This is a genomic window from Paenibacillus sp. F411, assembly GCF_017582705.1.
Classification (GTDB): Bacteria; Bacillota; Bacilli; order Paenibacillales; family Paenibacillaceae; genus Paenibacillus_AQ; species Paenibacillus_AQ algicola.
This window is the reverse complement of record NZ_JAGFIP010000014.1, coordinates 113761-134459: the sequence shown is the minus strand read 5'-3', so window position 1 is coordinate 134459 and position 20699 is coordinate 113761. Positions and strand designations below refer to the sequence as shown.

Below are 20699 nucleotides of genomic sequence, written 5' to 3'. Positions count from 1 at the left end.
TGACTCGCTGTCTAATATCCGAAGGTTATTATTCCAAAATCACAGCCTGAAGCGGGTTATGGGAGTTGTGAAATAGTGAGGGCATTAGAATACCTTAAATCTGGAGACCTGTTTTCCTTTATAAAAAGGACAGAGATTGCTCGGATAATTATTGATAGGGGGCAGATTTGTCTTTTTGCGCTCTTGCTCCTGTAAGGACGAGATAGGATGACAGCCTCCCGGGAATCGAGTTGTAAACGGGCACTGGCGGAAAGGGTTTCAGGTTCCTTATGCACGCCTCTTCGAAAGCCTGTAAGATTGCGGATATAGCGTTTTTCACGATTTCGAAACAACATTTCCTCTTACGCAAGTTCAATTCCCATTAATGGTAACGCTAACGCATTTTGCTCATCTATTCCTAGCTCTCGTATAACGAATGAATTTGTACCTGAAATTTGCGCCCATGGTGTCTGTCTACGATGCTCGGTATTACTCCTAATATATTCAGGCACGACCTGATGCAAGTAATTCTGGAGAGAGAAGTCCGTGATGTACTGGTCCCGAAATACAGCCTCTATGGCTTCAGCTTTGAGCGCTCTCAATAAGTGATACGTCCAAATACCATGTTGTAGTAAGTTACTTGGATATGATTTTTGGCCGGGGGAGCAAGAATTAAACATCGTTTGATAATGACTATTTTGAACGAACTCGATGAATTCTCTGTTGCTTAAATCGGAAAGTAAATCTCGCGACTGAATTTGTTGCTGTATATAGGTTGCGCAGGCATCAATAAAAATAAGGCTTTGATTGCACTGGGACTGCTGAAGAGGTTCAAATAAAACATCTTTCATGGAAACAGTTGTGTCATGAAGGTTCGTCGGATGAGTATCCCAAGTAGTAATGCGGTTTAGACTATTAGCGAAAAATGCATGCCCAGCGTAATAGAATATGAATCGGCTCCCTTCAGGAAGATTTCGGATCTCATAACGTATCTCCTCCCGCAGAGCAGTCGCGGTTGCCTGCTGATTGAGCCAAATGTTGACGTTGTCAACTGGTACACACATATCCTGTGTAAGCCAATCAAAGAATGCTCTTGCGTCGTTTTCTGCGTAATCAACAGGCGAAATTTGAAATTGGTACTGTTCTACTGCAACTATTACTGCGTATGTCTGTTCAGGAGTTATGCATTCCATATTGACTTTAATTTCCAAGTTAATAACTCCATATTACCTGAAATGGCATGGAAACATAAGTCATTTTGGAGTGCTCCGATAAAATTGCAGTCGAAAAAGGTCTGTCCATTTTTAGAATGAAGCCACCAGATCCGCTTTGATCCAAGTGAATCTTACTGTCTTTACGTCAAAGTTAGAATTATGCAAAATGCCCAGTTAAGTAGTTAAAGAATCGGCAACAGCGTACCCATCTCTAAGGGATCCAAATATTTCAATGTTCTGAATAGTTATAGTATTAAAGCAATCTGTTTCTTCATAAGTGAGAATAGCGTTGTTCTTGTCTTGGCTACTTAAATAGATATGTTTTACCTTAACTACAGATGGAGTAACTATGTATAGTTCCTTATCTTTAATACAAAAAGTTAGTAAGCTTCCTTCGTTACTATATCTATCAGAACCTCTTATCAACACTCCATCGAAACAATTAGTTGCGAATTGTTGAATAGTAAGCTTTTCTAGATTCATAAATACCTCTTCCTTTCTTTTATCTAAACAATAGCTATGATTGTAGCCGTTTAATTCTGTCCCAAAGTATCTACATATTCTGAATACTGTATCCAGTTCATGACTTTTGTAGTGATGCCAAGTTTATTGTATATAAACTGAGATCGATATTTAAAATTGCTGTCCATGGTAACAAAAATGTCCGTGCCCGCCGCATAAATCATATGCTCGATGTCATGAGCACTACTTAATATAGCCCGTTTTTTGTCGGTCTTATAACCGATGTCATCCAATGCCTTGACCAAAGCGTATATTGCTTGATGAACATATGTGTATTCTTTTAACCGCCCCCTCTCATCCAAGAGTTCGTGCTTTTCGAACTGATTACAAACGGCCATAACCTTCGGATGGTCGGATACCTGTTCTAAAGATAATTGGCGCAAATAGTTCTGATCAGTATATTCAGGATAAAATATTCTGCGGTCATCGGTGGTGATAACACGGTAGGCTTCAAAGTCCTGTGCTATCCCCCAATTTTTCATCACTCTGACCAATCCGAAATATGGGTCCTCATGCGCCAGGCTTAACTCGTTGTTTTTAAAGTTGGAAATGATGAGAGAAGAGGTAACCTTCCGTATCGTCTCAATCACTTGTTGTTCTTCTTTCGGATCGTTCATCCGCTTGATTTCTTCCAGATGAGAAGGGCTGTAGACATAGTTGATATCTGTGTAACTGGCTTCTATAAAGTTTCTTACATCCTCAATTTTGTGGTATTTATCAAACACATTATGGTCCAAATATACAAGTAACTTATGGTTTGGAGTATAAGATATCCGATTAAAGTCTGCCTCGTTAATCTGAATAGAAGATAAATGACTCAGAATCCGAGCTTGTCCGCGTACTTTCCTTAAATGCTGTTCTTGTTTTTTTACCCACATTTGGTCATTTCCATGAAGCAAATATCCATATACAATCCTTTGATTTTCTAAAAACGTTATGCAAGCATCGCAATTAAGACAAAATGGATCTATCTCATATAGTAACTCAGTTTCATAAATTTCACAGAATCCTCTCAAAATATAGTGTTTCACGTTGGAGTTGTGAATTATCTTTTCAATGATTTGCGCATAAACTTCCGCCATTAAGCCGTATTTGTTACAACTGTCCATAAACTCATTCCCTCCGATTTAATCAAGTACACACTGTTACTGTTAGGAATTAAGAATCTATACCTTAGTCAATATTTACCTGGTTTACCCAAATTTGTTCTTCCTATGGTATATCGGCATTGCTGGTTAAAATATTGAGTAAAGAACTCTCATTTTAGTTTTCAGTACTGCTTACTAGGGCCTGTCTTCAAACCACTCGGGTTGACTTAATCTGGTAAAATAAAGGTATGAGACAACGATACGAGTTACGTGACGACCAGTGGGACAAGATGAAAGACTTGCTGCCTGCGGAGCGGAAAGCTCAGGGCGGCCGGCCTGCCAAAGACAACCGAACTATGATCAATGCGATGCTGTGGATTGCTCGAAGCGGAGCGCCATGGCGCGATTTACCGAAATATTACGGACCATGGAAGTCGGTCTACACTCGATTTCGACGCTGGGAGAAAGCAGGTGTATTACATCAAGTTTTAGAGTGCCTCGCATCGGAACCCAATTTGGAAAGCTTAATGATTGATGCCTCGATCGTCCGTGTACATCAGCATGGTGCTGGCGCAAAAGGGGGCCAGACAAGCAAGCAATCGGAAGATCCCGAGGAGGCATAACTACGAAAGTTCATGCGGCCGTTGATGCGTTAGGATGCCCGCTGAGCATCGTTCTTTCTCCTGGCAACACACATGATGGTGTGATTGGATATGAGATGCTTCAGAATCTGGATTTAACCAATAAGCAAGTCATCGCAGATCGAGGTTATGACACTAATCAAATTCTCGATCTACTGAAGGAACAGCAAGCTACATCGGTTATTCCACCTAAGAAGAACCGTGTAGAGCAACGAAAATGTGACTGGTAGTTGTAGAAAGAACGCCACTTAGTCGAATGCTTTTTCAATAAACTGAAGAAATATCGACGTTTGGCTACTCGCTATGAGAAGCTGGCCTGTACCTTTGCGGCCTTTTATCCTTGGCATCTAGCTTAGTTGGCTTGCCTAGGTTTGAAGACACGCCCTAGAGTTTTATCAATGATATTTGTCACACATATATACTGTGTATAAAAATTGATATAAGTGGACAATTTTCAAAAAAATACAACATAATAATTAAATAACAAATAACGGAAAAGCTCCTAGCCTTTCTTTTCGAATGCATCAATTAGACTGAAAATTAAAGTTGTGGACTGGCGGCGTGCATTAAGTTAATGGGCAGAGCTTAGATTTTTCTATTAAAAAAAAGGTTTTGTGGTATTATATGTAATTATTAGTTGTGAAATAAATGGAATGGGGGATTCAAAATATGAAACGTAAAATACAACTAATGGAAACCTACGTAGATATCGACCTTGGAAGCTCACCCTTTTTAAAATTAGATAAAGGGTTGCAAATTCCATACTCTTCAATCAAGGGAATAGCAACAGGCAGACCGATACCCAATGCTTTTAAACTATATGGTGCTTTATTAGGAGAAAAGAGAAATGGGTTATTTAGATCAAAAGGTGGTTATCAACTGCACTTTTTTGAGAATGAGCTTGAAACTCTTCATTTGGATTTAAATAGCTTTAAAGTCGGTAAGTTCAAAATATCAAAGTTGATCATTGGCATTAAAAATCCTGAAGAAATAAGTAAAAATATTTCTGAAAGAGTTGAATTAACGTCGAATGATAGTTGAACAAGTAAATTGATAATTCTAAATATACTTCGAATATGAGAGTGTCATGAAATACATACCCGGAGGGGTTGTTTAATGAAGAGACAGTCAAAGAATTTATAAAGAAAAACATCCGCGACCAAGCCGGAAATTCCCCTGCTTTATTAAAGGATGATGGAAGGCTTATTGATCATATAGTGTTTCATAAGTATTAATGTAAAATTGATTGATCTATCGTCAGCACTCATCCTATGTGGAATCGGTGGCGTAATTGGTGAGGGGCGGTGTAGAGATCAGACAAACGTTAATTGACGATGACAGCTGGTGCAAAAGGGGGCCAGGCAAGCAAGCAATTGGACGATTCCGAGGAGGCATAACAACAAAAATCCATACGGTCGTTGATGTGTTAGGTGGCCCTATGGGCATCGTTCTTTCTCCTGGGAACACCCACGAGAATGTGATCCGGTATGAGATGCTGCGGAATCTGGAGTTAAGCGGTAAGCAAGTCATCGCAGATCGGTGGAATAGCCTTTGTTACATTTAAGCAATATTGTAAAAAGGAAGGTTGGTGGATTTATGAAATTAATAAGATATGGAATATTGCTAACTCTTATGATAGGAATCACAGTTTTTTTAGTGTATATATATGTAAAAACAAGCACCGATAATGTCACTCTGGATTCAATTGTATCAAACAAGGATTATAACATAACTCAAGTTAAAGATCATAGTCCGATAAGTTTTTCACTTGAACCTGAATGGATATCCAAACATACAAACGATAAACATAAAGTATTTGAAATTAACCAGCATCAAATATTTTTGGTGAGTGTAAAATATAGAGAAAACGACATCTATTTTAGTTTTCATACGAAACTAAAATTGCCTAAAAAGAAGGGCAGTTTTATTTATCCAGGCACTATACAAGATAGCGGAGTGTTCTCCACCCCAAGAGAAGAACTTAGAGTACTAACTCTTGACAACAAAATAATTCAAACAACACAAATTGGTATAGGACCTTCATCTGATTTTTCTTTTGGAATAAACAAAACAGATCAAGATAAAATAATTGATGGCTTTAAAGTCGAGTTTGAGGGTATCAAACTTTACAATTACTTTTTAAAGGACCCTCGTCACGCTGCGTTCCGGACGCCCTCATCCATGCGACAGCATCCTCCACGCTTATTCACCAGCATATAACTAAACCGCGTACCCGGGCCTAATGCCAGGATACGCGGTTTTAGCGTTTTAGAGTGATTTTTTGCCGATGACGATCATCCCTGTATTTAAAGCTACTCCCTAAATACCCGCTTGAGCAAGCTGACCAAGTCCGTCAGGAGCAATGGCCCAGAGCCAAAAGACCCTGCAAGGTTTCAATTGTCATAGAAGGCTTACTTTTATGATTTGGAAGACTTATATCGATAAAATGAGGTTTCATTATTCATGAGACGAAAGTAAACATCATTACACAAAATAGTGATAAATACTCGGTATCAGCAATGTGTAACATTATATTGATTATGTGAGCTGGTTTCACAAACACTGGGTTCATGGTTCACTAGGTTACATGACGCCCGTTCAGTATAAAGCTGCGGCCCTTAAACATGAATTTATCTTATAGGGTCATTCCAGTTCCAGTTAGTATAGATAGCATAAGCTATAATTTCATCTGCATGTTCATCCTCGGTAAATCCTGTAACTAAGTTGCCGACTCTAAATGTGGGCTCGAAAAGCATTTTTGCCTTATTGTCTTCGCTTGTAGCTATAGTTCCTATCTCCGTATCGTTTGTGACTGTTACCCACTTTTCATGATCAATTCTAAAACTCATTCCATCATCTGATACATCGGTAATAATTCCCTCAATGTTTACAATTACATCTGCGACAATAGCATCTTGTTCAACAACTATTCTATCGGTTAAATCAAATGGCAAGTGTGTAGATTGATTGTTATAGAAATATGCTCCAACTACAATAAAGCAAAAACAAGCTGCAAGAGATAGTATTTTTGCAAAAGGGATAACCTTGTTTTTTGGCGTAGAAATAACCATTGCCTTTTCAATTAAGTCATCATCAATATCATTTATAGCAGAGTAAAATTCTTTTGATTTCATACACTGTACCCCTCCTCCTTTTCAAGATATTTCTTCAAATTGTTGCGTATTCTGTACAAGGCAACTTTTGCATTGCTTTGACTTATTCCAAACATCTTCGCTACATCAGCTATGCTGTCCGAATACCAGTATCTGCGGATAAATATGTTTCTTGATTTTTCATCTATACTTCGTAAAAAACTGCTGATGCTTGCGGATAATTCTTTTTGCATAATACTATTCTCCGTATTATTCGTAGAGGATAAGCATTCCTCAAGTTCTGATAAAAGTACGTCAAAGTGTGTGTTGCGTTTATTTGCTTTTAAATAATCATATCTGTTTAATGATAGGTTTTTTGCGATCTTCCCAAGATAGGGCAAGAATTTCTGTGGTCTATCAGGAGGGATTTGTTTCCAAGCGGTAAGATATGTGTCATTTACACATTCATCTGCATCTTCTTTTATGTTCAAAATATTCATACAAATCTTTGTTAGATATGCACCATATTGTTCCGATGTTCTCACGATAGCTACTTCTGACCTGCTTATAAACAATTCAATGATGCTGCTATCTTCCACGTTCTCACCTCCTTATATTATTACAAGAGGGCAAATTTCTTGCCCTCGTTTTGCTTGTTTTATTTCATTGGTTCTTCCCAGTTCCAGTTTGTATAGATAGCATAAGCTACAAGTTCGGCCGCATTTTCATCTTCTGTGAAGCCAGCAATAGAGTTTCCAACTCTGAATGTATCTTCAAAATATTGTTCGTCTTTTGGTGCTGCTGCAGGACCTGTAATTCCCATTTCTGTTTCATTGTTTACTGTCACCCATTTCCCTGTGTCAAGAAGAAAACTTTTACCGTCCTCAGAAACTTCGGTGATAACTCCCTCGATGTTTACGATTGCACTGCCCATGGGGGCTTCAAGTACAGCGTTTGAACTGATGGCATCTGCTGTTACTGTATTTGCCTCAGCATCACCGAATGTAAAGCCTTGAATGAAGTTTCCTACTTCAATATTTCTATCCACTTCAATGAAGTTTCCAACATTTTCTGTCACAAATTCAGTATCGTTATTTATGATAACTTCTTTTCCTGTATCAAGAGTGATTTTATTACCGTCAACTTCGGTTACGATACCCTCAATATTAATTGCTATTTTTGATGAGATTTCCATTTTTTCATTCGTATTGATGACATCTGCTGTTACCTCGTTTGCTTCTGCATCTCCTGATGTAAAGCCTTGAATGTAGTTACCAACTTTGATTTCATCATCAATCTCAACTGTTTCACCAACATTTAGCGTTTCAAAAGCTGTATCATCATTAATAATCACTACTTTGCCGCTGTCAAGTGTAATTCTGTTGCCATCAATCTCTGATACAACACCTTCAATGTTGATAGCAATATCACCCATAACTGTTCCTGTTTCGCTTGTTCCTATGCTTTCCGCTGTTTGCTGAGAACAGCCTGCCATGGTAGAAAGTGTCATTGCTCCTACCAAAGCTAATACTAATAATTTTTTCATGTTTAATTCCTCCAATAATTTGTGTTTTAATTTCGGCTCTTTGCCTTACACCTATACAGTAAGAATTAAAATAAAAAGGTTACAAAATTTTTTTGAATAACAGGCCTGTTGATTAACCTCCATATGTAACTCAAATGAATTCGTACCCAAATGTCATCAGACGATGTATGAATATCGTCCATTCAGTCGGTAGTCTATCCAAAAGCAGCAAGCGAGCAAATCGAATAAAAGAAAGATCAGCATGACGAGGTCATCCTTGCTTTGCCCCATTAAATAGCCATTTGAGTAGGGTTTCACCCTAAATAAGAACCTGCTATAAACATCATAGGCTGGAAGCAGCGGTTGGTGAACACCCTGTTGCTTGTCCCACGAAATCATCGGCTTGCGCCCAAGCGCACATCCCATGTAAGAAAAAAGTAAGAACTCTTTGCTAGAATGAGATCCATATTGTGATGGGTGAAGCCGTCATATTTAACTCTAGGGAGGAGAACAAAGGATGAAACAACGAAAATGGTTGGTTTGGATGCTGATCAGCTTGATGGTGTTCAGTATGTTTCCGTCTTCGGTTAGTGAAGCAGATTCTATGGACAATCCGTTTCTGAATGCCGTAGAAGTGGAGGTGGATCGAGATGATCATGTCTATGTCCGCACTCACAATGGGCAGACAGGATTTCTGAAAAAAGTGGATCGGACTACGAGTGTTGTGACGGATGTTTATGCAGATGTAGCCGCTTTTACAGTAGATGGTGCAGGGAATATATATATTGTTAAAGAAACCAATGGGGATTTGCTGAAAATCGATACGAATCAGCATGAAACTCATATCGCTACGGATATTCTTCCGTATTTCACAGGGGTTACAGGTAATGGGGTTTTTTACTACATAAACAACAATACTGTTCATAGCATAGACACCAGTGCGAGTGATCCCCAGCCTCAACCGGTGCCCGAGATCCCTGTAAACGGGGTTAGAGCCATGAGTACAGGGGTAGACGGGAATGTATATGTGATTGCCAGAGATCAAAATAATATGAACGGTTATAACTTATACACGATAACAGATGCGGACATAGCCTATAAAACGTTAACATCTAGCGAGCAGTTTTTTGATTTTATGGATCCAGCCATGACGGTCGACAAGCAAGGGCAAGTTTATATTACCAATAGGTACGGTCCACCAGCTCTATGGAAAGTGAGTAATTATGGATTCTTGGAGACCGCTTTCCCAGAGAGAAATATTACATCGTTTGAAAAAAGTGTGGCCATAGACAGCAATAATATTCTATATGTGACACGATGGGACAACCAATATAATTCGAGAATCGTGAAAACCATTGATGAGCAAGGCAAAGTCGCAGCTTATGAACCGCACAAGGTACCGGTCTATGACCCTGTAGCCGAAGCCAACAACGCAGCAACCTACTCAGCAATGCGGGCAGTGCTGGAGCATCCTGCGACAGGAAATGCATTAGATACTGACATCGCACAATTCCTAGATGAGTCGATAAGAGAAGTGTATGGTTTTCTTATAGAGGGATGGACGTACAACAACCTGTCGGATACCAGTAAAGATCTCATAGCAGACAATTTGGTGTCATTCAAGGAATACACCAATTATGAAAGTGTGGATGAGATCCGAAGTGATTTTGAAGAAGCGCTGCCTTTAATGATGATATTATTCCTCCCGATCGAAAGTGATGACCATGGAATCGTAGCAGCATCATTGCAGCTTTCACTCAGCATGTTCGAGTTAGTTACGGAGGAACATCCGCTCAATGATATCCAGTATAAGGTTATAGCCCAGCGCCTTATTGACAACCAGCCGTATGTCTACGAGGATATTATCCCGATGAATACAGACGTTGAAAAAGATAACATTATACGGGCGTTTTTTGGAAGTCACATCCCTGCTGTTGCACCATTAGGTGATGTGTTGATAAACAAAGGAGATTCCGTAACGATAGATTACTCTAATGTATATCCTGGCGGAATCTTAACCGCTGTCGCTGAGGACCCTTCTGCAGTGACTGTAAGTAACAATACAGGCAGTGCTTTTGACATTAAAGGTTTAACTGAAACCCGTGCTGCAGCCATCACGATCACGTATAGGGATACTGCGGGTCATCAACTATTCTCTGGCAACATGTCGGCAGGTGTCCTTGCTGAACCGGTCTACCGCATTGGAGAACTTGCGGACCTGACTGCAAAGTCTGTAACGGCAGGCTATGCATCAGGAACTCAGGAGACGAAGTCGGTAGCTGTACGGAACACGGGAACCGAAGCTCTGGAGAACCTGAAGGTGGCATTGACCGCAGGGGATGTGGATGATTTTGAGCTGACTCCGGTCGAGCAAGTGCTGCAACCAGGGGAAGAGGGAAGCTTCACAGTTAAGGCAAAAGACGGCTTGGCGGCAGGAACCTACATGGCAACGATTACGTTGACGGCGGATCACCTGTCGGGCGTGACAATGAACGTCAGACAAGTCGTACATCCACAGCCGGCGCCTCCAGCGCCTAATCCACCAGCTACACTGCCTCCAATAGAAACACCGCCTTCGACTTCAGTCCCGAGTCAGCCTGGGTCTCAAGCGGTGGAGGTTCTGGTAAACGGAAAGGTTGAAAAAGCGGGAACCCTCATTCAGTCAACCGCAGGTAACCGATCTGTCGCGACGGTTGTGGTGGATCCGGAGAAGCTGAATGAAAAGCTGGCCGCTGAAGGAGATCATGCCATTGTGACCATTCCGGTCCCAGGCGAAGCGAGCCTTGTCATTGGTGAGTTGAATGGGCAGATGGTGAAAAATATGGAACAGAAGCAGGCTATAATCCAGATTCAAACGGACAAAGCGGCTTACACGATACCTGCAGGGCAAATCAATATGGATTCCATTTCTAACCAGATTGGCCAGGAGGTTAAGCTCTCAGATATTAAGATTCAGATTTCAATGGCGGATGCTCATGAAGATATGAAGCAGGCTGTTCAACAGGCTGCGGCGGATGGGGGATTCAGCATTGCTGTTCCGCCCGTGGATTTTTCCATTCAGGCCTCTTATCAAGAAAAGATTGTGGATATTCAGAGCTTCGACACTTATGTTGAGCGTTCCTTGAAGCTGCCGGCGGGGGTAGATCCTTCCCAAATTACAACCGGCATTGTTATAGATGTCGATGGAAGCATCCGGCATGTGCCTACGAAAGTAGTGGAAGCTAACGGAGGGTATTCGGTCGTTATGAACAGCTTGACCAACAGCACTTACGCGGTGATTTGGCACCCCGTGGAATTTAGTGATACTGCGGAGCATTGGTCCAAAGACGCTGTCCATGATATGGGCTCCAGAATGATTGTGAACGGAACGGGAAAAGGTGTGTTTAGCCCGAACCAGGAGATCACACGTGCAGAGCTTGCTGCCATCATGGTTCAGGCTTTGGGATTGAAGGCCGAAGAGGGATCTACAGCCTTTGCGGATGTAGGAGCCTCTGCTTGGTATGCAGGCGCAGTTGAAGCTGCATTTCAATACGGGCTCATTAGCGGCTTCCAGGATGGCTTGTTCCATCCAACGGATAAGGTCACTCGGGAGCAAGCGATGGTTATGCTGTCGCGAGCCATGACGCTTACAGGCTTGTACGAGAATGTAGAGCAGCAGCATGTGAATGAGATTCTGGCTCACTTTGCGGATGGAGCACAGATTGCGGATTGGGCTAAGAACCAAGCGGCCAATGCCCTGCAAGCAGGTATCATTCACGGCAAGGGCGGTCAAAAGCTTGCACCGAAGGATGCGATCACCCGGGCAGAAGCTGCAGCGATCGTGCAAAGGCTCTTGCAAGAGTCAGGACTCATTTAGATTAGAGATGTGGATGAAGCTCCATCGCCGTACCCCTATAGACCGTGCATGCCTTATGCACGGTCTTGTTTTAATTGAAGCAGGTTTGGCTCGTGCAATTTTTTTCGCTTTATATGATAATAAGAAGCACAGTTAGCAGTAGGGGGGCCAACAGTCTTGTCCAAAAAAGTAACCATGCAGCACATTGCGGACTCCTTAGGCGTCTCCAAGTTTGTCGTATCAAAGGCGCTGTCAGGAAAAGAAGGTGTCAGCGACGCTACCAAAGCGCGGGTAATGGAGACAGCAGCCCAGCTGGGCTATTTTAATCAGAAAAACGGCTATCTGAAAGCGCCTCTGCCCACCAAGTCAGAGGTCTCTGATCCGCAGCGGAATTCCGTGCTGGTGCTGATGCCCAACATTCGTTTTCAGACCAAGACCTCCGCTTATTGGGGGCGGATCCTGGAAGGAATCTCGGAGAAGCTGGATCACGAGGGCGTCGGGATGGTCATTGTGGCAGAACAAAGTGTAGAGCATTTCATGCAGCTGCTGAATCCCAAAGCGCTCATGGGAATCATCGGAGTGGGGGAGGTGGCTGCGCCGTTACTGCTGGAGGCACACCGCTTGGGGCTGCCGATTGTGCTGATTGACCACGAGGATGAGCTCATTCCCGCAGATACCTTGTTTGCTGACAATTTTGAGAGCATGCACCGATTGACACGGCACCTCATTGGAACCGGACACCGGGAGCTTGTCTTTGTAGGTGATGCGCGATATTCCAGAAGCTTCTATGATCGGTATCTCGGATTTAACAGAGCGATGGAGGAAGCGGGAATTGTGGAGCCTGCAGCGGGCAGCAGTGCAGCGCACTACTTGCCCGTACAGGGGTTTGAGAAGGAGCATTTCATAGATTCCATCACCCGGTGGGCGGCAGAGAAGAGGGATAACGGAAAAATGCCTGCGGCACTCGTCTGCGCCAACGACCAGATCGCGCTGGCAGCACTGACGGTGCTGCAACGCTTGAACTGCGCGGTGCCTGATGATGTCTCTGTAACCGGCTTCGATCATATCGAGGATACAGATCGGACCAGCCCGCGCATCACCACGGTGCGGGTGCCGAAGCATGCATTGGGCAGACGGGCGGTGGAGCTGCTGCAGCGGCGAGTCCATGAACGGGAAGCGCCGGCAGAAAAGGTCCTGCTCGCCTGTGAGCTGCTATACCGGGAAAGCTCAGGCTTGGGCAAGCAGCGCTAGGTTGCGGTCAATGAGCTCTAGTCGCTGCTGAACACAGGCATAAGAGCGGAGCGGATCCTCCGGAGTGTGCATGACGTAGTCCAGCAAACGTTCTATAGTGGTGGATGCAACATGGCAGCGGGTATCGGAGGAAGCATAATAAATGTATACCTCACCATTCGGGTGCGCCACGACGCCATTACAGAACAACACATTGGATACATCGCCGATCCGCTCTTCCCCTTCCGGTGCAAGCAGATGGCCTGCCGGGCGGTGAGTGACCTTCTCCGGCTGGTCGAGATCGGACAAGAAGGCGTACAGGACATAGCGAAGTCCGGCCGCTGTATTCCGCACGCCGTGGGCGATATGCAGCCAGCCCTGTTCGGTCTTGATCGGTGCAGGGCCCTGGCCGTTCTTGACCTCCTTGATCGTATGATAATGCCGCTCATCCATAATCTGCTCTTGCTGAATGACGGCCTGTTCTATAGAATCCGACAGTCCCCAGCCAATGCCGCCGCCGGATCCGGTGTCGATGAAGCCGTCCTGCGGCCGGGTATAAAAGGCGTATTTGCCATTCACAAATTCTGGGTGCAGCACCACATTCCGCTGCTGATTGGAGTTGGTCTTCAGATCGGCAAGCCGCTCCCAGGTTACAAGGTCCTTCGTCCGGGCAATTCCGCACTGAGCAATGGCGCTCGACAGGTCGCCATGCGGCGCATCCGGATCTTTACGCTCTGTACAGAACAGTCCGTAAATCCAGCCATCTTCATGCTGAACCAGGCGCATATCGTAGACATTTACATCTGGATTATCGGTCTCCGGCATGACCAGAGGGCGGTCCCAGAACCGAAAGCCTTCTACAGGGCTGTCGCTTTCCGCGATGGCAAAAAACGATTTGCGGTCAGTCCCTTCTACACGAGCGGCTAAGTAGTATTTATGATTGAGATAAATCGCGCCTGGGTTAAACACGCAGTGTACCCCGATCCGCTCCATGAAATAAGGATTGCTTTCCTCATTGTAGTCGTACTTCCAATGCAGCGGCGCATGAGCTGCGGTAAGCACGGGATGCTCATAGCGTTCCAGAACGCCATTGCTCAGAGCTTCCGGGCGGTTGCTTCTTGTCACTAACGCTTCATACTGCTCTGTCAATGCTTTTTTTCTCTCTTGAAATAGACTCATTTTATTCAACCTCCAAGGTTTTGTTGTTGTGAAATTCAGCATGTGTGGACAAACGCTGAATCATCTCCATACAAGCACGGCTGTTATGGTAGGGACATTTCCAGGGACCTGCTTTTTCTTCGTTATGGCTTAAGGTGCCATCCCGGCGGACGCTCCAGTGCCATTCGCCGTGCTTCTTATCGACCAAGTGCCTCTCTATAAAGGTCCAGGCCTTCAGTGCGGCGTCCCGATACGTCTCATTACCGGTCAATTGGAACGCATTATAGAACCCGACGACCGCTTCCGCCTGAGGCCACCAATCCTTGTCTGTATCGAGGAGTCCGGAAGGTCCTGCCTCATTGAACAGTCCTCCGTCCTGATCGACCCCCTCCTTCAGGGTAGCTTCAGCCATCTGAAGCGCAGCAGAACGAACCTTGGCAAGCAAATCAGGTTCCCCGAGCACCTCTGCCGCTTCATACAACAGCCAGCTTCCCTCAATATCATGGCCGTAGGAAATATGATCCGACTCACGTTGCCATTCCATATCGAAAAACAGCTTGAAATGCCACGAGTCCTGACACACAATACGATCCAGCGTTACTGTAATAAGCTCGTGAAGCTGGTGCCGAAGCTCTGGAGCCGGCCAGATCCGGTATAGGTTAGTGTAGGCTTCCAGGACGTGAAGATGAGTGTTCATGGATTTTTTACTGTTCAAATCCTTCGCACTGAGACTGTTGTGGTTGGTTTCCTTCCATTCTCGTGTTAATGCCTCAATATAACCTTGATGAACCGGGTCATAGGCATGCCGCTCCAGCACATGATACAGCTCGATGACTTCCTTGAGGATGGATACATCACCTGTTGCCCGATAAAATTCCGAATAGGCATAGATGACAAAGGCTTGGCCATAGACCTGCTTCTTGGTGGACACGGGCTCCCCGGCTGCACTGACAGACCAATACAGACCGCCATGCTCGGCATCTGTAAAGTGATCCTTCAGAAATTGATAGGCCCGGCGCGCGGTTTCTAAATAACGGGAATCACGATAAAGGCGATAAGCGGCTGAGAATGTCCACATGATTCGAGCGTTAAGGACCAGTGCCTTGTCGGCCGTCTTGTCGACTTGCTGGCTGCGATTGATATAGCCGTAGAAGCCGCCGTTTACTTCATCCGTGGTGTGGTTGAGCCAAAAGGAAAGAATATTGTTCTTGAGCTCATCCTCGATGCTTGCAGCCCATTGCGTAGCGTTCATACCTGATCTCCTTTCTGAAAATAACAAATTATATTTGTTATATAACAAACTAACATTAAACATAACAAAAATACAATGTTTTTTACGAGGAAATAAATATAATTCTTTGACCTGGACGATATGGAATACTTGGGAAACGTGATTCAGGGGATCGAGAAGAAGCTGCTGGTTCTGGTTGCGAACATGCGTGATCCCGGACACGACCTGGAGCTTTAAGGAGCAGTACCGGGGATATAGGGAAACCATTATGGATTTTGCGGTATGGACCAAGCAGAATGGCGGCGTAGGCGTAAGTTCCAAATAGTGCAACTATATGGGTTGATATTGTGTCTAAATCTATGGAAAGTCATTTGGTTGAAGTGTACTAGTTCGTGAAGGGGTGCTCTAGTGGTGGACACAACAGCGGAGTAAGTGAGACGGAACCTTCTGCTCCACCAAAGGTGGAGAACGAGGTGGTGTATCTTGATCATTCCCAACTGGCGGGCGATGAACTGGAATTAGTGAAGATTGCAAACCTCGCAGCTGAGCACCAAAATGATGGGGATGAGCAGGCGTACTTCTCTCTTTTCGATTCGAAGCGAGATCCTAACATGAAAATGGCTTCTTACAAAATTACAAAGATGTTATTGGAATCGGTAAGTGTCAAAAGCGAAACTAGCGCTCTCATCGTGGCGTTAGTACCACCGTGGAAAACGGAGAAAATACAAGGTTATACAGTTTTATTAAAGAGAACGGTAAGTGGAAAATTACCGACATTGACTAAAAAAAGGGTAGAAGGCCGTGGGGGGCCTTCTACCCTTTTCATTTAGAAATTTACTGATTGCCGTACATTATGTTAATCCGTCAGCATCAAAGCGGAAGGCGTTTTGGGAATTGACTTTTGCTTTTGTGCAGTCGTCGACGGCACCCATGGTAAGGCGGCCACCGTGATAACAGATGAGGCACCTTGCAGTACCTTATATCATTAGGACTGAAGGTGACACAGCAGCATATTACCTTCTTAACGCAATATGTTCGTATTGCGTTCCTGCTCGCACCCCCAATATGATTTATGTATGAGAAGGCGTTATGCAGCGGCAGCCGGGAAACTTCAAAAGCCCCCTCGCGCAAAGAACGAAGGGGCGATTGCCTGCTCAGTACTAATTGAATAGTAAAATTTTGGCGGTCTTCGACGGTAAAGAAACGGAGGTCACGGAAATATTGCCTTGCTCTGGATCCCTGAGGGAGCCGTAGCTTGATACACTCACGTTGTTCTCGGCGTTCTCTGACGGATTAACAATCACAATGCCATTCTGGAAGGTGCGGACCCACACCTCACGTCCGCTTAGCTTGTAATTGCTGTAGTTGGAGCTGCTGAGTGTCTGGGTCGGCTTGCCAATGTCCCAAGTAAACATAGGCTCAAGATACAAGTAAGCAGGGCCGGTTCCCGGATTAACGAGTGGGGTAAATCCAATCTTAGTATAAATTTTGTTATCCGGCTCGACTTTTACTCCGAGCAGGTAAGAGGCATAACCGTAGAGCAGGATTCGGCGCCGCTCGGCAGCAGGAAGTGCGGCGAAGGTTTTGTTGTCTTGCCCGCCATCCAGCATAAGCGGAAGAGCAGCCAGTTTATTTTCTCCCATGAACATGATTGATTTAAGATTGTTTTTCCAACCGGTGTAGTCCTTGAACCAGAACTCGGTGCCGGAATTGCCGCCCGTACCGTATCCGCCGTACGAATTTTCCATAGCGAAGCCATCGATTGGACGCGGCTTGATAGACGTGCTTAGGAGCATCTTCACCCGCTGGTCTGTCAATGTGGTCGGATGCAGCAGGTTGTTGCCCCAGATGACCGGATATACGCCCTTTTGTGCTTTGAATTGTTCCTGAATACGCACGATGCCGCGCTCTACGTTTTCTGCACGCACTTCATCGTTGTATACTGATTGGTTGCGGATGTCCCAGATTCGATTACTTGGCACCGTCTGGCCGCTTTGGGCGAATTGCGATAAATTGCCGATCAGGATATCAATCCAGATGCCTCCGCGGTTTTTATCGTACTCAGCGAGTGCTGCGCTCAACAGTAGATCCCAGCGGACATTTGTCCCTTCATCGAGTCGATATTGCACCTCCGAGGTCATTCCGGCGACCGGTGCGGCACCGTATACGGGTGACAGAATCGGTGTTCCCGCTGGATAACTCTTCGGCACGGTACTGTGGATGCCACGAATGACCGTGACAGTATTCCCGCTGACACTCTGAATTTTCATTAGCTCATCGCCGATCAATAGCCAGGTAACGAACTTGAACTCGCCGTTACTGTCAAAGTTTGAATTCCATGTGTTGGAGGTCGATGGGATTAGGGAGCCAAACACATCGTTCAAGGAGAACGTAGTTTGCGTCGCTGTGATACTGGCAGAGGAATTGCCCACCCGGTAATACAGCACTTCCTTCTTGTTGTTCTCGATGTAGTCCGCGGTCGTCCCGTTTACGGCCCATTTGCCGTTGTACTGATTGATCTTGAATGGTGCATAATGGGAACGGAGAGTGTTCGCCATCGACATGCTTATGTTCGGATTGCCGAAGATACCATCGAAATTTTTGCCCAATAACTCTAGTTCGGCTGCAGTCCAGAGCGGGTCGGTGCCGAACTCGGCAGCATAGAGCGGGTACGGGGTGCTGTTATCCTTATACTTTGCGACATGCATGTCGGGTGCAGGAGCGGCGTTCACGGAGAGCAATGGAACGGTGCCGAGCGAGCATACAAGGGATAGGGTCAGCCACAGCTTGCTTTTCATAATATTCCTCCTTGGAATGAGTAGTGAAAAAAACAGTTATCTTAGCCTCCCTTCGCTTTGATAGCCATATATTACTATAAATGGTTCCTGTTTAAAGTGGTGTCCATCGTATAAGAGGTGGATAATATCGACCTAATCGTGGAAGGGGACTTGCGAATGCAATATGCTGCTTATCAACTTCAGGAGCCGTTTATCTATTTGCGCGGAGGATATACAAAGCTGGACAAACCGTGGATGCAGGAAAAACGCACGCTGCAAGGCTTCGAACTGTTACTTCCTACACACCACGCGGTGTATACGCGCCAGCAGGAGATGGCGCACATTGTTCGGCCTGGTGAGATGCTGTTGCTGCGACCAGATCTTCCAAGAGAAGGTTACCGCTGCAGCGATAAGGGGACGTGCTTTTACTGGCTGCGATTTCGTTCCACACAACCTGTGCGTTATGTAAGCAGTGAGGAGCTTGCTGAGGAGAATGAGAAGCGAGCTGAGAGGCAGACACGCCGATCTGGAAAATTCAGTGATGAACATGAAGCACTGTATATCCCGATGGCCGGACAGCTTGCTCAGCGAAACCGAGCCTTTGCCTTGGCAGACCATCTGCTTCGCACAGCGGGACAGCATAGCTGCGCTCGTCGGGCTGAGCCGTATTTGCTGACTGCATTATTAGTGGATCTGGCTGCGCAGACGACCCATGTCGCTATAACACAGAAGAGTGATCGGTTCTCACCTCAGCAAGGGCTCGTGGAGGCGCTGCAGCAGTTTCTACAAGCCAACCTTCCCTGTGAGCTAGCGCCGAAACGGCTGTGCGAGCAGTTTCACTACAGCTACGATTATATGGCACGACTGTTTAAACGCCATACCGGCCTATCGCTAGGACAATATTTGCTGCAGGAGAGGCTTCGACGTGCAGAGGAGCTGCTTACGCAGACGGATGATTCCGTGAAGAACATTGCTCGTTCCGTTGGCTTCTGCGATGAGCGGTATTTCATGCGGCAGTTCAAGCAAGCGCACAAGCTGACTCCGACCGTTTATCGAAGAGTAGCAGGGATTCCCAGCGATCAGATCATCAAAGAATCACAGTGTTAATTGTAGTATGCTTCTCCCAACCGTCCTCACTCCTACTCGATGCCCCTGACGCAACTCATAAGCTTTTCATAAAAAACCCCCACACTGTACAAACGGACTCATTGGAAGATCAGTTGATCCCTTGTATATAGCGGGAGAACCAAATCATTCCGGACCAGCGGTAGCGGTCGCCTCTTCGTACGCGGAGCATCTCACAACCACACAAACGAGGCCATCCCACAAGATCCTAGATCTTTGGGGACAGCCTCTTTTGTCAAACGATTAACGAAAAAAAAGATGGTCGGAAGCGATCAGGCTGTGATCCCGGCGAAATTGACCAGGGGATACTCCAACCCAGCTTCGAAACACTTTAGAGAAGTAGTTTCCATTCGCAAATCCTACAGCTCTGGAAATATCTTTAAGGCTGATCTCAGTTGTACGAATGAGATGGGCCGCTTTCTCGATACGCAGTTTGATTAAATATTCAATCGGAGTAATTCCCTTGCATCGTCGGAACTCCCGTAGAAAATGATATTTAGACATTTCAGCAATGTTTGCGAACTCCTCTAAACTAACTGCTGACTCGTAATGAAGCTCCATATAGTCCAATACTTTTTGAATCCCACGGGGGAAATGCTGCAGTGCCTGTGGGTAGATGGAAATCCTGGATAACTCCGTCAAGAACTGATAGGCGAGGGAAGAGGAAACATACCCGTCCATAATTTGTTTTCGATGGGCCATCTCAAATATGTTGCGGAGTAATTGAACCGTACTGCTCTCGGCAGATAAAGAGAATATGGGATCTAAATTAGAGGTTATTTCTTCATAAATCGGCAGTATATTCCCAGTAAGAGTAATGTAAAGGAATTCCCAATGACTGCTGCCTTGAGGGAAATAATAGTGATGGTCGCTGGGTACAGAAACCAGGAATCCATTGCCTGCATTCAATGAATATAACTGATCACCGATCCGTATCTGGCCAGAACCTGAAACGGTGTACTGGAACAACACCATGGATGTATCTTCTCTTGTAAGTCCGTTCCAATTGTAATCAGTGGACATGATATTCTCCCAGCCAACTCCGCGGATCATAGAGACTGAATAGGATGGGATATCACGGAAACGAAATCCATAAGAGTGGCGAAAAGGTTTAGATGTGGTTGTCACAAATATGATCCCCCTCCTTTTGATATCCTGAAAAGTACATATATTGAGATCGTGCACTTAAAGATTTGGCAACTTTTAAACATGATATCAGAGAATTCAGTTGTTCACAATATGAATTACGATCAGCGGGTTCCGGGATCCAAGAGATCCGTTT

Annotated in this window: 17 protein-coding genes and 1 pseudogene; 8 read left to right on the top strand and 10 right to left on the bottom strand. The window is 44.8% G+C overall.

The features are described 5' to 3' along the window. Positions 1-341: 341 nt before the first annotated feature. The 3 genes from JJQ72_RS14915 to JJQ72_RS14905 all read right to left on the bottom strand — a co-directional run bounded on the left by JJQ72_RS14915 (position 342) and on the right by JJQ72_RS14905 (position 2824). A complete protein-coding gene (locus JJQ72_RS14915; protein ID WP_208204164.1) occupies positions 342-1190 on the bottom strand; it encodes a caspase family protein in 849 nt (282 codons plus the stop codon). Between the two features lie 177 nt (positions 1191-1367). Further along, complete coding sequence (locus tag JJQ72_RS14910) at positions 1368-1676, bottom strand: hypothetical protein (protein WP_208204163.1); 309 nt, start codon at positions 1674-1676, stop codon at positions 1368-1370. 50 nt (positions 1677-1726) lie between these two features. Then, positions 1727-2824, bottom strand: a complete 1098-nt coding sequence (locus JJQ72_RS14905; protein ID WP_208204162.1) for a hypothetical protein — start codon at positions 2822-2824, stop codon at positions 1727-1729. Between the two features lie 227 nt (positions 2825-3051). Between JJQ72_RS14905 and JJQ72_RS14900 the strand changes: the two are divergent. From JJQ72_RS14900 to JJQ72_RS14885, 4 genes and pseudogenes are all read left to right on the top strand, one after another. Beyond that, positions 3052-3800 (top strand): annotated as a pseudogene (locus tag JJQ72_RS14900) (IS5 family transposase). 313 nt (positions 3801-4113) lie between these two features. Then, complete coding sequence (locus JJQ72_RS14895; protein ID WP_208204161.1) at positions 4114-4485, top strand: hypothetical protein; 372 nt, start codon at positions 4114-4116, stop codon at positions 4483-4485. A 253-nt stretch (positions 4486-4738) separates the two neighbouring features. Beyond that, positions 4739-5008: a transposase gene (locus JJQ72_RS14890; RefSeq protein ID WP_208204160.1), complete on the top strand. Its 270-nt coding sequence runs from the start codon at positions 4739-4741 to the stop codon at positions 5006-5008. Next, the gene (locus tag JJQ72_RS14885) at positions 4996-5664 is read left to right on the top strand and encodes a hypothetical protein (protein WP_208204159.1); all 669 of its coding nucleotides are present in this window, start codon (positions 4996-4998) and stop codon (positions 5662-5664) included. The genes JJQ72_RS14890 and JJQ72_RS14885 overlap by 13 nt, the downstream gene beginning before the upstream one ends. A 410-nt stretch (positions 5665-6074) precedes the next feature. Here JJQ72_RS14885 and JJQ72_RS14880 read toward each other — a convergent pair whose 3' ends face one another. From JJQ72_RS14880 to JJQ72_RS14870, 3 genes are read right to left on the bottom strand one after another with little or no spacing between them, the layout of a single operon-like run. Next, the gene (locus tag JJQ72_RS14880) at positions 6075-6578 is read right to left on the bottom strand and encodes a hypothetical protein (protein WP_208204158.1); all 504 of its coding nucleotides are present in this window, start codon (positions 6576-6578) and stop codon (positions 6075-6077) included. Then, entirely contained in the window at positions 6575-7135 is a 561-nt protein-coding gene (locus JJQ72_RS14875; RefSeq protein ID WP_208204157.1) for an RNA polymerase sigma factor, read from the bottom strand. Before JJQ72_RS14875 ends, JJQ72_RS14880 begins: the two co-directional genes overlap by 4 nt. A gap of 59 nt (positions 7136-7194) precedes the next feature. Then, the gene (locus JJQ72_RS14870; protein ID WP_208204156.1) at positions 7195-8082 is read right to left on the bottom strand and encodes a DUF5666 domain-containing protein; all 888 of its coding nucleotides are present in this window, start codon (positions 8080-8082) and stop codon (positions 7195-7197) included. A 496-nt stretch (positions 8083-8578) separates the two neighbouring features. On the opposite strand from JJQ72_RS14870, the gene JJQ72_RS14865 reads away from it, so the two are divergent. Further along, the gene (locus JJQ72_RS14865) at positions 8579-11917 is read left to right on the top strand and encodes an S-layer homology domain-containing protein (RefSeq protein WP_208204155.1); all 3339 of its coding nucleotides are present in this window, start codon (positions 8579-8581) and stop codon (positions 11915-11917) included. Between the two features lie 156 nt (positions 11918-12073). Continuing rightward, the gene (locus tag JJQ72_RS14860; protein WP_208204154.1) at positions 12074-13147 is read left to right on the top strand and encodes a LacI family DNA-binding transcriptional regulator; all 1074 of its coding nucleotides are present in this window, start codon (positions 12074-12076) and stop codon (positions 13145-13147) included. On the opposite strand, the gene JJQ72_RS14855 is transcribed toward JJQ72_RS14860, so the two are convergent. Together JJQ72_RS14855 and JJQ72_RS14850 are read right to left on the bottom strand one after the other, a co-directional pair. Beyond that, a complete protein-coding gene (locus tag JJQ72_RS14855; protein WP_138224645.1) occupies positions 13124-14305 on the bottom strand; it encodes a glycoside hydrolase family 130 protein in 1182 nt (393 codons plus the stop codon). The genes JJQ72_RS14860 and JJQ72_RS14855 overlap by 24 nt on opposite strands. Position 14306: 1 nt before the next feature. Then, complete coding sequence (locus JJQ72_RS14850; protein WP_208204153.1) at positions 14307-15536, bottom strand: AGE family epimerase/isomerase; 1230 nt, start codon at positions 15534-15536, stop codon at positions 14307-14309. A gap of 452 nt (positions 15537-15988) precedes the next feature. Here JJQ72_RS14850 and JJQ72_RS14845 point away from each other — a divergent pair, with 452 nt between their 5' ends. Next, positions 15989-16345 (top strand): hypothetical protein, encoded by a 357-nt coding sequence (locus tag JJQ72_RS14845; RefSeq protein ID WP_208204152.1) that lies wholly within the window; start codon positions 15989-15991, stop codon positions 16343-16345. Positions 16346-16675: 330 nt separating this feature from the next. Here JJQ72_RS14845 and JJQ72_RS14840 read toward each other — a convergent pair whose 3' ends face one another. Next, positions 16676-18313 (bottom strand): hypothetical protein, encoded by a 1638-nt coding sequence (locus JJQ72_RS14840; protein ID WP_208204151.1) that lies wholly within the window; start codon positions 18311-18313, stop codon positions 16676-16678. Positions 18314-18469: 156 nt separating this feature from the next. On the opposite strand from JJQ72_RS14840, the gene JJQ72_RS14835 reads away from it, so the two are divergent. Further along, positions 18470-19399, top strand: coding sequence for a helix-turn-helix domain-containing protein (locus tag JJQ72_RS14835; protein WP_208204150.1), 930 nt, complete (start codon positions 18470-18472; stop codon positions 19397-19399). A gap of 261 nt (positions 19400-19660) precedes the next feature. On the opposite strand, the gene JJQ72_RS14830 is transcribed toward JJQ72_RS14835, so the two are convergent. Beyond that, positions 19661-20545, bottom strand: a complete 885-nt coding sequence (locus JJQ72_RS14830) for a helix-turn-helix domain-containing protein (protein ID WP_208204149.1) — start codon at positions 20543-20545, stop codon at positions 19661-19663. Positions 20546-20699 lie beyond the last annotated feature (154 nt).